11 protein-coding genes are annotated in these 14,165 nt (G+C 71.5%); 5 read left to right on the top strand and 6 right to left on the bottom strand.

Translation table 11 applies throughout. From position 1 onward, the window contains the following. Nucleotides 1–5: 5 nt before the first annotated feature. The 3 genes from ACFVJQ_RS28600 to ACFVJQ_RS28590 all read right to left on the bottom strand — a co-directional run bounded on the left by ACFVJQ_RS28600 (nt 6) and on the right by ACFVJQ_RS28590 (nt 4,179). A complete protein-coding gene (locus ACFVJQ_RS28600; RefSeq protein ID WP_385510200.1) occupies nt 6–1,691 on the bottom strand; it encodes a thiamine pyrophosphate-binding protein in 1,686 nt (561 codons plus the stop codon). After that, the gene (gene speB, locus ACFVJQ_RS28595; RefSeq protein WP_385261177.1) at nt 1,688–2,656 is read right to left on the bottom strand and encodes an agmatinase; all 969 of its coding nucleotides are present in this window, start codon (nt 2,654–2,656) and stop codon (nt 1,688–1,690) included. The genes ACFVJQ_RS28600 and speB overlap by 4 nt, the downstream gene beginning before the upstream one ends. A gap of 65 nt (nt 2,657–2,721) precedes the next feature. Then, on the bottom strand, nt 2,722–4,179 hold the full coding sequence (locus ACFVJQ_RS28590) for a sodium:solute symporter (RefSeq protein ID WP_385510197.1): 1,458 nt from the start codon (nt 4,177–4,179) through the stop codon (nt 2,722–2,724). A 182-nt stretch (nt 4,180–4,361) separates the two neighbouring features. On the opposite strand from ACFVJQ_RS28590, the gene ACFVJQ_RS28585 reads away from it, so the two are divergent. Both ACFVJQ_RS28585 and ACFVJQ_RS28580 read left to right on the top strand, forming a co-directional pair. After that, nucleotides 4,362–5,957, top strand: coding sequence for a PucR family transcriptional regulator ligand-binding domain-containing protein (locus ACFVJQ_RS28585; RefSeq protein WP_385510196.1), 1,596 nt, complete (start codon nt 4,362–4,364; stop codon nt 5,955–5,957). 76 nt (nt 5,958–6,033) lie between these two features. Continuing rightward, nucleotides 6,034–6,822: a phosphatase gene (locus ACFVJQ_RS28580; RefSeq protein WP_385510195.1), complete on the top strand. Its 789-nt coding sequence runs from the start codon at nt 6,034–6,036 to the stop codon at nt 6,820–6,822. Here ACFVJQ_RS28580 and ACFVJQ_RS28575 read toward each other — a convergent pair. From ACFVJQ_RS28575 to ACFVJQ_RS28565, 3 genes are all read right to left on the bottom strand, one after another. Further along, nucleotides 6,815–7,687 carry an acyl-CoA thioesterase gene (locus ACFVJQ_RS28575; RefSeq protein WP_385510194.1) on the bottom strand — a complete coding sequence of 291 codons (873 nt, stop codon included), beginning with the start codon at nt 7,685–7,687 and terminating at the stop codon, nt 6,815–6,817. The two genes, ACFVJQ_RS28580 and ACFVJQ_RS28575, sit on opposite strands and share 8 nt — an antisense overlap. Nucleotides 7,688–7,722: 35 nt before the next feature. Next, complete coding sequence (locus ACFVJQ_RS28570) at nt 7,723–8,880, bottom strand: acyl-CoA dehydrogenase family protein (RefSeq protein ID WP_385510193.1); 1,158 nt, start codon at nt 8,878–8,880, stop codon at nt 7,723–7,725. 116 nt (nt 8,881–8,996) lie between these two features. Then, nucleotides 8,997–9,587, bottom strand: a complete 591-nt coding sequence (locus ACFVJQ_RS28565; RefSeq protein WP_385510192.1) for a TetR/AcrR family transcriptional regulator — start codon at nt 9,585–9,587, stop codon at nt 8,997–8,999. Nucleotides 9,588–9,673: 86 nt separating this feature from the next. On the opposite strand from ACFVJQ_RS28565, the gene ACFVJQ_RS28560 reads away from it, so the two are divergent. From ACFVJQ_RS28560 to ACFVJQ_RS28550, 3 genes are read left to right on the top strand one after another with little or no spacing between them, the layout of a single operon-like run. Next, nucleotides 9,674–11,290 (top strand): carboxyl transferase domain-containing protein, encoded by a 1,617-nt coding sequence (locus ACFVJQ_RS28560; RefSeq protein ID WP_385510191.1) that lies wholly within the window; start codon nt 9,674–9,676, stop codon nt 11,288–11,290. Between the two features lie 8 nt (nt 11,291–11,298). Further along, on the top strand, nt 11,299–13,215 hold the full coding sequence (locus ACFVJQ_RS28555) for an acetyl/propionyl/methylcrotonyl-CoA carboxylase subunit alpha (RefSeq protein WP_385788188.1): 1,917 nt from the start codon (nt 11,299–11,301) through the stop codon (nt 13,213–13,215). Next, nucleotides 13,212–14,159, top strand: coding sequence for a hydroxymethylglutaryl-CoA lyase (locus ACFVJQ_RS28550; protein ID WP_385510188.1), 948 nt, complete (start codon nt 13,212–13,214; stop codon nt 14,157–14,159). The genes ACFVJQ_RS28555 and ACFVJQ_RS28550 overlap by 4 nt, the downstream gene beginning before the upstream one ends. Nucleotides 14,160–14,165 lie beyond the last annotated feature (6 nt).

Here is a 14,165-nt window from a genome sequence, read left to right as displayed (position 1 = left end):
GCGCGTCAGCCCAGGTGCGTCGGTGCGAACATCCGCAGTACCGCCGGGAGGACGACCACCGACGGTCCGGGTGACGCCAGCGCCTTCGCCAGGTCCTGCTCCAGTGTTTCGGGGGTCGTGCGGACGCCCGGGACGCCGAAGGACTCGGCCAGTGCGACGTAGTCGGGGCGGGTCAGCTCCGTCGCCGTGGCCTGGCCGAAGGCGTCCGTCATGTACTCGCGCAGGATGCCGTAGCCGCCGTCGTCGACGATCAGCCAGGTGACGTTCAGGTCGTACTGGCGGGCCGTCGCCAGCTCGGCGATCGAGTAGAGCGCGCCGCCGTCACCCGACACCGCCAGCACCGGGCGGGTGGGGTCGGCGGCGGCCGCGCCCAGGGCCGCCGGGAAGCCGTAGCCGAGGCCGCCCGCGCCCTGGGCGGAGTGCATGGTGTTGGGGGCCTTGGGGTCGAAGGCCGACCAGGCCCAGTACGCGAGGATCGTCATGTCCCAGAAGGACGGCGACTGCGGCGGGAGCGCCCGGCGGACCGACGCCAACACGTCCTGTTCCAGGGTGAGTTCCTGGGCGGCGATGCGCTCACCCACACGGGACAGCAGGTCCCGTACCCGCTCCGGGGCCGTGTCGTCCTCCCGCACCGAAACCGTCTCCAGCAGCGCCTGCAGAGCGAGGCGCGCGTCCGCGTGGATACCCAGCGCCGGGTGGTTGGACTCCAGCTTCCCGAGGTCCGCCTCGATCTGGATGACCCGGCCGCGGGGCTTGAACGTGTGGTAGTTGGAGGACAGTTCGCCGAGGCCCGAGCCGACCACCAGGAGTACGTCCGCGTCCTCCAGGAAGTCCGTGGTGTACCGGTCCTCGATCCAGGACTGGAGCGACAGCGGGTGCGTCCAGGGGAACGCGCCCTTGCCGCCGGGGGTCGTGACGACCGGTGCCTGGAGCCTCTCCGCCAGCTGCTTCAGCTTGCCCGAGGCGTCCGCCCGTACCACTCCCCCACCCGCGATGATCGCCGGACGTTGCGCACGGGACAGCAGGTCGGCTGCCACAGCGGTCAGTTCGGGGCGCGGGGACAGCTCCTCGGGGAAGGCGTCGCCGCCCGTCACCACCGGGATCGCCGTCTCGGCCAGCAGTACGTCCTGCGGGATCTCCACCCACACCGGCCCGTGCGGGGCCGTCAGCGCCGACTTCCAGGCCGCCTCGACGGCGGACGGGATCTGCGACTGGGTGCGAACGGTGTGGACGGACTTCACCACGCCCCGGAACGAGGCCGCCTGGTCGGGCAGTTCGTGCAGATAGCCGTGTCGGCCGCCGCCCAGCCCCGCCGTCGGGATCTGGCTGCTGATCGCCAGCACGGGGGCCGAGGCAGCCGCCGCCTCCTGGAGCGCGGCCAGCGAGGTCAGCGCGCCCGGCCCCGTCGACAGCAGCAGCGGCGCCGCCTCACCGGTGATGCGGCCGTACGCGTCCGCCGCGAACCCGGCGTTGTTCTCCACCCGCAGACCGATGTACCGCAGATCCGAGCGGCGCAGCGCGTCGAACATGCCCAGCGCGTGCTGGCCGGGCAGGCCGAAGACGGTCGTCGCGCCGAGCCCGGCCAGCGTCTCCACGACCAGGTCTCCGCCGTTGCGGCCGGGGGGAGGGTTCAGCGCGGCCTCCGTCTGGGCCGCGGTCGGGCGGAGTACCAGGTCGTGGTCGTGGGTCACTTCGAGCGCGCCTCAGCAATCTGACGGGACATGATCGTGGTCAGTTCGTACGCCGTGTGGGAGGCCGCCACCGACGTGATCTCGGCGTGGTCGTAGGCGGGGGCCACCTCGACGACGTCCGCCGAGACCAGGTTGCAGGATGCCAGCCCGCGCAGGATCTCGAGGAGTTCGCGGGAGGTCATGCCGCCGGCCTCGGGGGTGCCGGTGCCGGGCGCGTGCGCCGGGTCGAGGCAGTCGATGTCGATGGAGATGTACAGCGGGCGGTCGCCGATGCGCTGGCGCAGCTGGTCGGCGATCTCGTCGACGCCGCGCCGCATCACATCCGCCGACGTGACGATGCCGAAGCCCATCTTGGCGTCGTCGTCCAGGTCCTGCTTGCCGTACAGCGGGCCGCGCGTACCGACGTGCGACAGCGCCGACGTGTCGAGGATGCCCTCCTCCACGGCACGCCGGAAGGGAGTCCCGTGCGTGTACTCGGCGCCGAAGTACGTGTCCCAGGTGTCGAGGTGGGCGTCGAAGTGCAGCAGGGCGACGGGGCCGTGCTTCTTCGCCACCGAGCGCAGCAGCGGCAGCGCGATGGTGTGGTCTCCGCCGAGGGTCATCAGACGCGCCCCCGTCCCCAGCAACTCGTCCGCCGCCGCCTCGACGGTCTCCACGGCCTCGTTGATGTTGAACGGGTTGACGGCGATGTCGCCGCCGTCGGCGACCTGGGCGAGGGCGAACGGGGAGGCGTCCTGCGCCGGGTTGTAGGGGCGCAGCAGCCGGGACGCCTCGCGGATCGCGTTGCCGCCGAAGCGGGCGCCCGGCCGGTAGGAGACACCCGAGTCGAACGGCACGCCGACCACGGCGACGTCGGCGCGGCCGACCTCGTCGAGGCGCGGCAGCCGGGCGAAGGTCGCGGGACCGGCGTACCGCGGGATGCGGGACGAGTCGACGGGGCCGCGGGGCGTCTCGTTGCTGCTCATCGGGAACTGCCTTCTTTCTTACGCTTTGTCGCGTATGTACAGCTATGTACTACTGCCATACGACTCTACTGGTGTGCCGGGACCGCCTCGGCCACGGGTTCGGGTGCCCGCCCGGCCAGTCGTTCGCGCCAGGCGGCGAGGACGGCCTCGTCGGTGGCGGGCGTGGCCAGGGAGACGATCAGGTACGCGGCCAGCGAGGACAGCAGGCCGTAGTAGACGGGCTCGTTGGCGAGGATGCCGAAGGTCGCCATCAGCACGATCACCGCGAGGCCGCCGACGGCGACCGAGGCGAGGGCGCCCTGGGCGGTGCCGCGCTTCCACAGCAGCCCGCCGAGGATCGGTACGAGCAGCCCGCCGACGAGCAGGTTGTACGCCACCGTCAGCGCCTCGACGACGTCGTTGAGCGCGATCGCCGTGCCGATCACGGCGAGGCCCATGAGGAGGATGAAGGCGCGGTTGCCCTTGACCTCGTCGTGCTCGCCGTCCGGTCGGACGATGCCCCGCAGCCGCGACCAGATGTCGTTGTTGGCGACGGTGGCGCAGGCGATGAGGGCGCCGGAGGACGTCGACATCACGGCGGCGAGCGCGGCGGCCAGCACCAGCCCGCGCACGCCGACGGGGAGTTCGTCCTTGACGATGGTGGCGAAGGCGTCGTCGGCGCTGGCCAGGTTGGGGTAGAGGACCTTGGCCGCGGTGCCGATGACGGCGCCGGCGAGGGCGTACACCAGGCAGTAAGTGCCGGCGACCGTGCCGCCCCACTTGGCCGTCGTGTCGCTGCGCGCGGTGAAGACGCGCTGCCAGATGTCCTGCCCGATGAGCATGCCGAACGTGTAGATCAGCACGTAGGTGAAGATCGTCTCGCCGCCGATGCCCAGCGGGTCGAAGTACTCCGTGGGCAGCTGCGCCTTCATCTCGCTGAAGCCGCCGGCCTTGACGACCGCGATGGGCAGCAGGAGCAGCAGGACGCCGATCGTCTTGACCACGAACTGCACCATGTCGGTCAGCGTGATCGACCACATGCCGCCGAGCGTGGAGTACGCGACGACGATCGAGCCGCCCAGGATGATCGCGAGGGTGCGGTTGATGTCGAAGAGGACGTCGAAGATCGTGGCGTACGCGATGGTCGACGTCACGGCGAGCATGAGGGTGTACGCCCACATGACCACGCCCGAGATCACGCCGGCCCGGCCGCCGTATCTGAGATCCAGCATTTCAGAGACGGTGTAGACCTTCAGGCGGGCGATACGGGCGGAGAAGAAGATGCTCAGCGCGAGCAGGCCGAGGCCGATGGTGAACACCATCCACGCGCCGGACAGCCCGTACTGGTAGCCGAGCCCGACGCCGCCGATGGTGGACGCGCCGCCGAGGACGATCGCCGCCATGGTGCCGGAGTACATGGACGGGCCGAGGCGGCGGCCCGCGACCAGGAACTCGCTCTTCGACTTGGCGCGGCGCATGCCCCACCAGCCCATGGCCAGCATGCCGGCCAGATAGACGACGATCACGATGTAGTCGACGGCCATGGGGGCCTCCTTCACGCGCTCTCGGTGGCGTGTCGTGCAGATGGGGTGTGCGGTGGCTCCTCGCGGGGACATCCGCCCGTACCCGCGGCCACTGGTCCGGACCGACACTAGGTGGCCGGAAAGCGACTGCGAAGTGTACGTTTCATCCATCCGGACCGAACGGGATGGAGGGAACGCACACCATGCCGGACCCAGCGGTTCCCCCCACGCCACCCGTGCCCCTCGCTTCACTCCTGGCCCGCGACGACTTGGCCCTGCGCCAGATCGCCGGGCCGTCCGGTCCCGGCATCGTCATCCACTGGGCGCACACCTCGGAGATGTCGGACCCGTATCCGTACCTCCTGGGCGGCGAGCTGCTGCTCACGGCCGGCGTGCACATCCCGGAGGCGGCGGGCTCGGGGACGTACTTCGACGACTACGTCTCCCGGATCGTCGCGGCGGGCGGCGCGGCGCTCGGCTTCGGGCTGGCGCCCGTGCACGACACGGTGCCGCGGGCGCTGGTCGCGGCCTGCGACACCTACGAGCTGCCGCTCCTCGAGGTCCCGCCGCAGACCACCTTCTCCGGCGTGGCCCGCGCGGTCTGGCAGCTGATGGCCCAGGCCCGGCTCGCCGAACTGCGCCGCGTCACCGAGGCCCAGCAGAGCCTGGCCGCGGCGGCGTCCCGCCCGGACCCCGTGGCGTCGGTACTGCGACAGCTGGCCCAGCGGATCGGCGGGTGGGCGGTGCTGTACGGGCCGGAGGGGTCCCGGATCGCCGAGGCGGGCCGGGCTCCGGGGGACGGGGTGCGCGGGGCGCTGGCGGAGCTGGCGGCGGTGGTACGTCCGGACGGCATGCGCGCGACGCCGGGCAAGGCGCCGGGAAGCCCGCCGGCAACGGCAGGTGGCCACTCGGCCCCGGCCCGCACCACGCCCCCGGCCGCCGCGACCGGCCGCGCCACCCCCGCCTCGGCCACCACGACCGGCCGGGCCACCCCCACCTCGGCCACCGACACCGTCGCCGGCACCCACCTCGCCGCCTACGCCCTCGGTGCCGGCCAGGGTTTCGTCCTCGGTGTCGCCGCGCCCCACCGCGAACCCGGCGCTCACGCCATCGCCTCGGTCGCCGCCGTGCTGCTCTCCCTCCTCACCGGCGAGCAGCAGAGCGGTACGGGAGCGGCCAGGTCGTCGGCGCTGGTACGGCTGCTGCTGGGCGCCGAGCCGGAGACGGTCGCGCCGCTGCTCGGCGGGGAGCGGTGGCTGGTCGTGCACGCCCGGCCGGACGCACACGCTCCCGACCAGGTGGCCGCCTCCGCACTGGGCGCGGCGCTGGGTTCGCCGCTGGTCGACCTGGCCAGGGACGTCGTACGGATCCTGCTGCCGGCGGACCGCGAACCCGCCCCGCACCCCGGCTGGACCCTCGGCGTCAGCGCCCCCGTCGCCCCGCACGACTGGCCCGCCGCCGACGCCCAGGCCGCCCGCGCCCTGGCCCGCGCCCGCGCCACCCGCGCCGCCCTGCTCCGCCACGACACCCGCCCCGGCCTGACGGGCCTGGTCCCTCCGGCCGAGGCAGAAGCCCACGCCCGTACCCTTCTCGCCCCCATCACCACCACCCCGGCCCTGACCGAGACGCTGCGCACCTGGCTGTCCCTGCACGGCAGTTGGGACCGCACGGCGGTGGCCCTGTTGGTGCACCGCAACACCGTGCGGCAGCGCATCGCCCGGTGCGCGGCGCTGTTGGAGGCGGACCTGGACGATCCGGACGTACGGATGGAGCTGTGGTTCGCGCTGCGGCAGGTGTGAACTGCGGTAAGTGACCCACGTCCCAGCGTGCGGGACGTCGGGGACTGGCACAGGGACGTGCCTCACAATGGGAGCCATGCCGATACCCGGGACACCCAGCCGCGCCGAGCTCGTCGAGCACCTTGTGAAGACCCGTATCGCGGGCGACGTCGCCACCCCGCGTGAGAACAACCTCTCCCACTACCGTCAACTGTCGAACGGCGTCCGCAACTTCTGGCTCGGCCTGGAGCTCGGCGACCGCTGGACCGACGAGCAGGACGTGCTCGCGGTGATGGCCGAGCGGGTCGGCGTGAACGACGACCCCGAGTACCGGTACGGCCAGGACACCATCGACCCCGAGCTCACCGTGGCTGCCCTGGAACGGCTCGCGGCGCGGCTGCGCAAGGCGGCGGACAGCAAGCAGCGGGTGCTGTTCGCCACCGGCCACCCCGGCGGCCTGCTCGACGTGCACCGCGCCACGGCCGCCGCACTGCGCGCCGCCGGCTGCGAGATCGTGGTGATCCCGGACGGGCTGCAGACGGACGAGGGCTACGTCATGCAGTTCGCGGACGTGGCGGTGCTGGAGCACGGCGCGACCCTGTGGCACACCCACTCGGGCGAGCCGATGAAGGCCATCCTCACCGCCATGGAACGCGACGGCCGCGCCCTGCCCGACCTGGTCGTCGCCGACCACGGCTGGGCGGGCTACGCCGGCCAGCACGGCATCGACTCCGTCGGCTACGCCGACAGCAACGATCCGGCGCTGTTCCTCGCGGAGGCGGAGGGGACCGTCCAGGTGACGGTCCCCCTCGACGACCATGTGGTCAGCCCCCGGTACTACGACCCGATGACGGCGTATCTGCTGTCGGAGGCGGGGCTCACCTAGCCCTGGGTGCCCGCACGACACCTTCCTGGATCACCGAGATGGCGAGGCGGCCGTCCTGGGTGTAGATGCGGGCCTGGCCGAGGCCCCGGCCGCCGTACGCCGACGGGGACTCCTGGTCGTACAGGAGCCACTCGTCGGCGCGGAACGGGCGGTGGAACCACATCGCGTGGTCCAGCGAGGCCCCGACCACGTCACCGACGGCCCAGCCGCCGCGGCCGTGCGCGAGCAGCACGGAGTCGAGGAGCGTCATGTCGGAGACGTACGTGGCGAGGACGATGTGCAGGAGGGGGTCGTCGGCGAGCTTGCCGTTGGCACGGAACCAGACCTGCGAGTGCGGCTCGCGTGGCTCGCCGAACTGCCCGTACGGCGGCTCATCGACGTAGCGCAGGTCGACGGCGGCGCGCGCCTCGAGGAACTTCTCGACCACCTGCGGGTCGATGTGGCCGTACCCGCTCAGCCGTTCCTCGGAGGTGGGGAGCGTGACGGGGTCGGGGGCCGGGGGCATCGGGGCCTGGTGCTCGAAGCCTTCCTCGTACTTCTGGAAGGACGCGGAGAGGGCGAAGATCGGCTGCCCGTGCTGGATCGCGACGACCCGGCGGGTGGTGAAGGAGCGACCGTCGTTCATGCGGTCGACGGTGTAGACGATGGGCGCGCCGGGATCGCCGGTGCGCAGGAAGTACGCGTGCAGGGAGTGCGGGGGCCGGTCCTCGGGGACCGTACGTCCCGCGGCGACGAGCGCCTGGGCCGCGACCTGTCCGCCGAAGACGCGCGGGACGACGGCGGACCGGGACTGGCCGCGAAAGATGTTCTCCTCGATCTGCTCCAGATCGAGCAGATCGAGGAGAGACTGAAGTGCCTGGTTCATGGCCACTTTTCTACTGGCCAGTAATTTCCGGAACCTTACAGGCCCATGTCCTTTGCGATGATCGTCTTCATGATCTCGCTGGTGCCGCCGTAGATGCGGTTGACGCGGTTGTCCGCGTACAGGCGGGCGATCGGGTACTCGTTCATGAAGCCGTAGCCACCGTGGAGCTGGAGGCAGCGGTCGATGACGCGGTGCGCGACCTCGGTGCAGAACAGCTTGGCGCTGGCAGCCTCGGCCGGGGTCAGTTCACCGGCGTCGAGGGCCTCCGTGGCGCGGTCGGCGACGGCCTCGGCCGCGTCCACCTCGGCCTGGCAGGCGGCCAGCTCGAACTTGGTGTTCTGGAAGTGGGCGACCGGCTTGCCGAAGACGGTCCGCTCCTGCACGTACTGCTTGGCGAACCGGACAGCGGCCTTGGCCTGCGCGTACGCGCCGTAGGCGATGCCCCAGCGCTCGGAGGCCAGGTTGTGGCCGAGGTAGTAGAAGCCCTTGTTCTCCTCGCCGAGCAGGTCCTCGACGGGCACCTTGACGTCGACGAACGCCAGCTCGGCGGTGTCGGAGGTCCTGAGCCCGAGCTTGTCGAGCTTGCGGCCGACGGAGTAGCCCTCGGCCTTGGTGTCCACGACGAAGAGGGATATGCCGTGGCGGCGGTCCTCGGCGGTGGGCGCGGCGGTGCGGGCGCAGACGATCATGCGGTCGGCGTGGACGCCACCGGTGATGAAGGTCTTGGCGCCGTTGAGGACGTAGTGCGTGCCGTCCTCGCTCAGCTTGGCGGTGGTCTTCATGCCCGCGAGGTCGGAGCCGGTGCCCGGCTCGGTCATCGCGATCGCCCACATCTCCTCACCGGAGACGAACTTCGGCAGGAACCGCTTCTTCTGCTCGTCGGTGGCGAGCATCTTGATGTATGGCAGACCGAGCAGCACGTGCACGCCGGAGCCGCCGAAGGTCACGCCCGCGCGGGCGGTCTCCTCGTAGAGCACGGCCTCGAACTTGTACGAGTCGATGCCGGCGCCGCCGTACTCCTCGTCCACACGGATGCCGAAGACACCCAGCTCGGCGAGCTTGTAGTAGAACTCGCGCGGCGCCTGCCCCGCGGCGAACCACTCGTCGTACACCGGTACGACCTCGGCCTCGATGAAGGCGCGCAAGGTCTCCCGGAACGCCTCGTGATCCTCGTTGAACACCGTACGGCGCACCGCCGCCACCTCCACACGGGTACATGTCTAAGCGCTTGCTCACTCAACCGTACCGGCGAGTACGAACCCGCGTCCAGAGTGAGCCCCCCGTAACGCTCGTCACGCCCTGCCCGGCGCTACTCCCCCGCCGCCGCGAACGCCCCCCGCGCCATCCGGTGCAGCAGCTCCGCCGTGGCCCCCCGCCCCGGGAGCGAGCCGGGCCTGCCCAGGTGCGGTGTCGAGTTCAGGAGGCCGAAGACCGAGTGGACGGCCGAGCGGGCCGTCGGTTCGGACAGGCTCGGGTAGAGCTCGCGGACCACCTCCACCCACAGTTCGACGTACTGCCGCTGGAGCTGGCGGACCAGCTTGCGGTCGCTGTCCCGGAGGCGGTCCAGCTCACGGTCGTGCAGGGTGATGAGCGGGCGGTCGTCGAGCGCGAAGTCGATATGGCCCTCGATGAGCGAGTCGAGGACCGCCTCGGGGTTCCCGTCCGCCTCGGCGACCCTGCGCTTCCCGCCGGTCAGCAGCTGACCGCTGATGCCGACGAGCAGCTCGGCGAGCATCGCGTCCTTGCCCGCGAAGTGCCGGTAGAGGCCGGGGCCGCTGATCCCGACCGCGGCGCCTATCTCGTCGACCCCGACGCCGTGGAAGCCGCGCTCGGCGAAGAGCCGGGCGGCCTCCTTGAGGATCTGCTCGCGGCGGGTGGGGGCGTCGGTTCTGGTGGCCATGGACTCAATTCTAGACAGGGAGGTTAGCGCTCGTTAACCTGAAGGAAATGCGTTAACGCTCATTAACAAGGTGAGGGGACCGCAGGATGCTTCAGGCACCGGAGCTGCACAGCGCGGCAGATCCCGCGTCGCAGGCCTGGCGCGCCAACGAGGAGGCGCACCGCGCCCTCGTCGCCGAGCTGCGTGCCAAGCTGGCCGCCGCCCGGCTCGGCGGCGGCGAGAAGGCCCGCGCCCGGCACACGGCGCGCGGCAAGCTGCTGCCGCGCGACCGCGTCGACACCCTCCTGGACCCGGGTTCGCCGTTCCTGGAGCTGGCCCCGCTGGCGGCCGACGGGATGTACGACGACCAGGCCCCCGCGGCCGGCGTGATCGCCGGGATCGGGCGGGTGAGCGGCCGGGAGTGTGTGATCGTCGCCAATGACGCCACCGTCAAGGGCGGGACGTACTACCCGATGACGGTGAAGAAGCATCTGCGGGCACAGGAGGTGGCGTACGAGAACCGCCTGCCGTGTGTGTATCTGGTCGACTCCGGCGGCGCCTTCCTGCCCATGCAGGACGAGGTCTTTCCGGACCGTGAGCACTTCGGGCGGATCTTCTACAACCAGGCGCGGATGTCCGGCGCCGGCATCCCGCAGATTGCCGCGGTGCTGGGGTCGTGCACGGCCGGTGGGGCGTACGTTCCCGCGATGAGCGACGAGGCCGTGATCGTCCGGAACCAGGGGACCATCTTCCTGGGCGGCCCCCCACTGGTGAAGGCGGCCACCGGTGAGGTCGTGACCGCCGAGGAGCTCGGCGGCGGCGAGGTGCACGCGCGTGTGTCCGGTGTCACCGACCACCTCGCGGAGGACGACGCGCACGCCCTGCGGATCGTGCGCACGATCGTCTCCACCCTCCCCGCGCGCGGGGAGCTGCCCTGGGAGGTGCAGCCGGCCGTCGAACCGAAGGTGGACCCGTACGGGCTGTACGGCGCGGTGCCGGCCGACCCCCGCACCCCCTACGACGTACGCGAGATCATCGCGCGCGTGGTGGACGGCTCCCGTTTCGCCGAGTTCAAGGCCGAGTTCGGGCAGACCCTCGTCACCGGTTTCGCCCGGATCCACGGCCACCCGGTCGGCATCGTCGCCAACAACGGCATCCTCTTCTCCGAGTCCGCGCAGAAGGGCGCCCACTTCATCGAGCTGTGCGACCAGCGCGGGATCCCGCTGCTGTTCCTGCAGAACATCTCCGGGTTCATGGTGGGCAGGGACTACGAGGCCGGGGGCATCGCCAAGCACGGCGCCAAGATGGTCACGGCCGTCGCCTGTACGCGCGTACCGAAGCTGACGGTGGTGGTCGGCGGCTCGTACGGCGCGGGCAACTACTCCATGTGCGGCCGGGCCTACTCCCCCCGCTTCCTGTGGATGTGGCCGAACGCCAAGATCTCCGTGATGGGCGGCGAGCAGGCCGCCTCCGTGCTGGCCACGGTCAAGCGGGACCAGATCGAGGGGCGCGGGGAGTCCTGGCCCGCCGAGGAGGAAGAGGCCTTCAAGGCCCCGATCCGTGCGCAGTACGAGCGTCAGGGGAATGCCTACTACGCGACGGCCCGCCTCTGGGACGACGGGGTGATCGACCCCCTGGAGACCCGGCAGGTGGTCGGCCTGGCCCTGACCGCGTGCGCCAACGCGCCCCTGGGCGAGCCCCAGTTCGGCGTCTTCCGGATGTGAGGGGACCGATGTTCGACACCGTTCTTGTGGCCAACCGCGGCGAGATCGCCGTCCGTGTCATCCGTACGCTGCGCTCGCTCGGCGTACGCTCCGTCGCCGTCTTCTCCGACGCCGACGCCGACGCCCGCCATGTGCGCGAGGCCGACACGGCGGTACGGATCGGTCCGGCGCCGGCGGCCGAGAGCTATCTGTCGGTGGAGCGGATCCTTCAGGCGGCGGCTCGGACCGGCGCCCAGGCCGTCCACCCCGGCTACGGCTTCCTCGCCGAGAACGCCGGCTTCGCGCGCGCCTGCGCGGACGCCGGGCTGGTGTTCATCGGACCGCCCGCCGACGCCATCGCCCTCATGGGCGACAAGATCCGCGCCAAGGAGACGGTGAAGGCGGCCGGCGTGCCGGTCGTCCCCGGCGGCCGCGACCCCGAACTGGCCCAGGCGGCCCGCGAGCTGGGCGCACCCGTGCTGCTCAAGCCGAGCGCGGGCGGCGGCGGCAAGGGCATGCGCCTGGTGCGGGACCTGAGCCGGCTGGACGAGGAGATCGCGGCGGCCCGGCGCGAGGCCGCGGCATCCTTCGGCGACGACACCCTCCTCGTGGAGCGCTGGATCGACCGGCCCCGGCACATCGAGATCCAGGTCCTGGCCGACGGCCACGGCAACGTCGTCCACCTGGGCGAGCGCGAGTGCTCGTTGCAGCGGCGGCACCAGAAGATCATCGAAGAGGCGCCGAGCGTGCTCCTGGACGAGGCCACGCGCGCGGCGATGGGTGAAGCGGCGGTCCAGGCGGCACGCTCCTGCGGCTATGTCGGCGCGGGCACGGTCGAGTTCATCGTCCCGGGCGTCGACCCGTCGTCGTACTACTTCATGGAGATGAACACCCGCCTCCAGGTGGAGCACCCGGTCACCGAGCTGGTCACGGGCCTGGACCTGGTGGAGTGGCAGCTGCGGGTCGCGGCGGGCGAACGACTGCCGTACGCACAGGACGACATCCGGCTCACCGGCCACGCCATAGAGGCCCGGATCTGCGCCGAGGACCCCACCCGCGGCTTCCTGCCGTCCGGCGGCACGGTGCTGAGGCTGCGCGAACCGCAGGGCGACGGTGTCCGTACGGATTCCGGGCTGAGCGAGGGCACGGAAGTCGGCAGCCTGTACGACCCGATGCTGTCCAAGGTGATCGCGTACGGGCCGGACCGCGCGACCGCGCTGCGGAAGCTCCGTGCCGCCCTCGCGGAGACGGTCACGCTGGGCGTGCACACCAACGCCGGTTTCCTGCGGCGGCTGCTGGCCCATCCGGCGGTCGTCAGCGGCGACCTGGACACCGGGCTGGTCGAGCGGGAGGTCGAGGGGCTGATCTCGACGGAGGTGCCGGAGGAGGTGTACGAGGCGGCGGCGGCCGTACGTCTCGATGCGCTGAAGCCTCGCGCACAGGGCTGGGAGGACCCGTTCTCGGTCCCGAGCGGCTGGCGCCTGGGCGGCGCACCGAAGCCCGTCGGCTTCCATCTGCGGGTCTCCGAGCCCGTGGAGTACGTCCCGCGCGGCACCCACATCGTCGCCGAGGACCAGGTCTCCGTCGCCCTCGACGGCGTACGCCACACCTTCCACCGCGCCGCCGACTGGTTGGGCCGCGACGGCGACGCCTGGCACGTACGCGACCACGACCCGGTCGCTGCATCCCTCATCCGCGCCGCCCACTCCGGCGCCGACTCGCTCACCGCCCCCATGCCGGGGACGGTGACGGTGGTGAAGGTCGCCGTCGGTGACGAGGTGAGCGCCGGTCAGAGCCTGCTGGTGGTAGAGGCGATGAAGATGGAGCACGTCATCTCCGCCCCGCACGCCGGCACCGTCACCGAACTCGACGTCACGCCCGGCACGACGGTCGCCATGGACCAGGTGCTGGCGGTCATCGCCCCTGCAGCGGAGGAGACGCCATGAGCACCCCGGAACTGGGCCTCCCCATGGTCGTACCGGCCCCGGACCTGCCCGCCCGGGTGCGGATCCACGAGGTCGGCGCCCGCGACGGACTGCAGAACGAGAAGGGCGCCGTCCCGACGGAGGTGAAGGCGGAGTTCATCCGCCGCCTGGCGGACGCGGGCCTGACCACCATCGAGGCCACGAGCTTCGTCCATCCCCAGTGGGTGCCCCAACTGGCGGATGCGGAGCAGCTGTTCCCGCTCGTCCGGGATGTGCCGGTCGAGCTCCCGGTCCTCGTGCCGAACGCCCGCGGACTCGACCGGGCGTTGGCGCTGAACGCGACCCGTATCGCCGTCTTCGCCAGTGCCACGGAATCCTTCGCGAAGGCCAACCTCAACCGCACGGTCGACGAGGCGCTGGCCATGTTCGCGCCGGTGGTCGCGCGGGCGAAGGCCGAGAAGGTGCACGTCCGCGGCTATCTGTCCATGTGCTTCGGCGACCCGTGGGAGGGCCCGGTCCCCATCCACCAGGTCGTACGGGTCAGCAAGGCGCTGATGGACATGGGCTGCGACGAGCTGAGCCTGGGCGACACGATCGGCGTGGCGACGGCGGCGCACGTACAGGACCTGCTGTCCCAGCTGAACGAGGAGGGCGTGCCGACCTCGGCGATCGGCGTGCACTTCCACGACACCTACGGCCAGGCCCTGGCCAACACCCTGGCCGCCCTCCAGCACGGCGTGACCACCGTCGACGCCTCCGCGGGCGGCCTCGGCGGCTGCCCGTACGCCAAGTCCGCCACCGGCAACCTCGCCACGGAAGACCTCGTGTGGATGCTGCAGGGCCTCGGCATCGACACCGGCGTCGACCTCGGCCGCCTCACCGCCACCAGCGTGTGGATGGCCGACCACCTGGGCCGACCCAGCCCGTCCCGCACCGTACGAGCCCTCTCCCACCAGGAGCAGTGACGCACC

The sequence above is a fragment of the Streptomyces sp. NPDC127197 genome, assembly GCF_042672405.1.
Lineage (GTDB): Bacteria > Actinomycetota > Actinomycetes > Streptomycetales > Streptomycetaceae > Streptomyces > Streptomyces flavusporus.
Note: the sequence above shows the minus strand (reverse complement) of the source record. Positions and strands in the feature narration are given on the sequence as shown.

Bases quoted from the DNA above. Each gene is read 5' to 3' on its own strand.
- ACFVJQ_RS28565 (WP_385510192.1), bottom strand. From the start codon at position 9,587: ATGGCCACCAGAACCGACGCCCCCACCCGCCGCGAGCAGATCCTCAAG.
- speB (WP_385261177.1), bottom strand. From the start codon at position 2,656: ATGAGCAGCAACGAGACGCCCCGCGGCCCCGTCGACTCGTCCCGCATC.
- ACFVJQ_RS28585 (WP_385510196.1), top strand. From the start codon at position 4,362: ATGCCGGACCCAGCGGTTCCCCCCACGCCACCCGTGCCCCTCGCTTCA.
- ACFVJQ_RS28550 (WP_385510188.1), top strand. From the start codon at position 13,212: ATGAGCACCCCGGAACTGGGCCTCCCCATGGTCGTACCGGCCCCGGAC.
- ACFVJQ_RS28575 (WP_385510194.1), bottom strand. From the start codon at position 7,687: ATGAACCAGGCACTTCAGTCTCTCCTCGATCTGCTCGATCTGGAGCAG.
- ACFVJQ_RS28555 (WP_385788188.1), top strand. From the start codon at position 11,299: ATGTTCGACACCGTTCTTGTGGCCAACCGCGGCGAGATCGCCGTCCGT.
- ACFVJQ_RS28580 (WP_385510195.1), top strand. From the start codon at position 6,034: ATGCCGATACCCGGGACACCCAGCCGCGCCGAGCTCGTCGAGCACCTT.
- ACFVJQ_RS28560 (WP_385510191.1), top strand. From the start codon at position 9,674: ATGCTTCAGGCACCGGAGCTGCACAGCGCGGCAGATCCCGCGTCGCAG.
- ACFVJQ_RS28590 (WP_385510197.1), bottom strand. From the start codon at position 4,179: ATGGCCGTCGACTACATCGTGATCGTCGTCTATCTGGCCGGCATGCTG.